This window comes from Streptomyces sp. SPB074, from assembly GCF_000154905.1.
GTDB lineage: Bacteria > Actinomycetota > Actinomycetes > Streptomycetales > Streptomycetaceae > Streptomyces.
On sequence record NZ_GG770539.1, the window covers coordinates 2881062 to 2882461 of the forward strand.

2 protein-coding genes and 1 pseudogene are annotated in these 1400 nt (G+C 69.4%); 2 read left to right on the forward strand and 1 reads right to left on the reverse strand.

The window, feature by feature from the left end; all coding sequences use genetic code 11:
- A partial coding sequence (locus tag SSBG_RS11790) for an IS701 family transposase (RefSeq protein ID WP_234010742.1) occupies positions 1 to 558 on the reverse strand: 558 nt, incomplete at its 3' end.
- Between the two features lie 193 nt (positions 559 to 751).
- Here SSBG_RS11790 and SSBG_RS30995 point away from each other — a divergent pair.
- Positions 752 to 1024: pseudogene (locus tag SSBG_RS30995) on the forward strand (transposase); the annotation flags it as partial.
- 131 nt (positions 1025 to 1155) lie between these two features.
- Positions 1156 to 1400 (forward strand): DUF5937 family protein (locus SSBG_RS11795; RefSeq protein WP_037869528.1); only part of this gene is annotated, 245 nt, incomplete at its 3' end.

Here is a 1400-nt window from a genome sequence, read left to right on the forward strand (position 1 = left end):
CGTCACCCAGGCGATCGGCAGCGGCGAGGACAGTGCCCTGCGGACGATCGTCGCCGCCAGGGTGTTCTTGGTGGCGAACTGCCGCTCTTCGGGGACCTTGGCCGCGCGACAGCGCTCCGGTTCGTCGGTCCAGGACTTGGGCAGGCAGAGCTCCCGGTCCGCCAAGGCGCGGCCGACCGTGCTGGCATAGGCGGCGAAGACGCCGATCTGGCAGTTCTCGGTGCGGCCGGCGGTGCCGGAGTATTGCCGCTGGACGCCGGCGGAGGTGGTGCCTTTCTTCAGGAATCCGGTGTCGTCGAGGATCAGTACTCCGTCGGGGCGGCCGAGGTGTTCGGCGACGTAGGTCTGCAGGTCATTGCGGATGTCATCGGGATTCCAGCGGGCGCGGGAGAGTAGGTGCCGCAGACCGTCGGGGGTGGAGTGGCCGGCGTGTTCGGCGAGCTGCCAGCTGTTCTTGCGGGCTACCGGGGCGAGCAGCGCGCGTACGTAGTCCCGCATCCGGCGGCGGGGTTCGACGCGTCCGAAGTGGTGCCCGATGGTGGTGAAGAGGTGGTCCAGGTCGCGGTCCCAGGTCTCAGCTACCTGTTCGGTAATCACGACCTGAGGCTTCCCCGGCCCTGGACGACATCGCCGCCGTGGGCACTCCTTCGAGGGGTCTACGGGCAGAAGCCGCCCATGACAGCGCTCCGCCCGCTACACTCCCACCGCTCCACTTTTCCCCAGGTCAAGCCACGAAGTACTGCTGGAGTACTACAGCTCGAAGGCGATCCGCGCCTGGCTCCGCCGCCGCGGGATCCCGCACACGATTCCCGAGCGAGCCGACCAGATAGCCAACCGGGCCCGGCGAGGCAGCCGAGGAGGCCGCCCGCCGGCCTTCGACCGCGAGGCATACAAGCACCGCAACGTCGTGGAACGGTGCTTCAACCGCCTGAAGCAATGGCGGGGCATCGCCACTCGGTACGACAAGACCGCGCAATCCTACGAAGCGGCGGTTGCCCTCGCCTCACTCCTGATGTGGGCGTGACATTTGACGACAGGCGCTAGGGGGTGCGGGGTTGGTGCTGTGGCGTGGTGGTTCCGGCAGGAGTGGTCGGTGGGGTGGGCCGGTGTCGTACGGGCTGACGGGAGGGGAGGGGGGCGGGGCACCATGGTGCGGTGAGCGTCATCATCGACATTGCCGGACTGCCCCACGACCGGGTCCGCGTGAAGCCCTCGCCGCTGGCGGAGCTGGGCATGGCGCTGCACGCGTTCACGGAGTCCCGGCACCACCCCGGCCTCGCGGCCTGGGTGACGGCGAGCACGGCACGGCTCGACCCGCACCTGGCCGACCGGCTGGAGGAGGCGAGGTTCCTGTGGGGGGCGACGTTCTCCGACGTCTTCACGGCCTTCGCGGGGCTGCC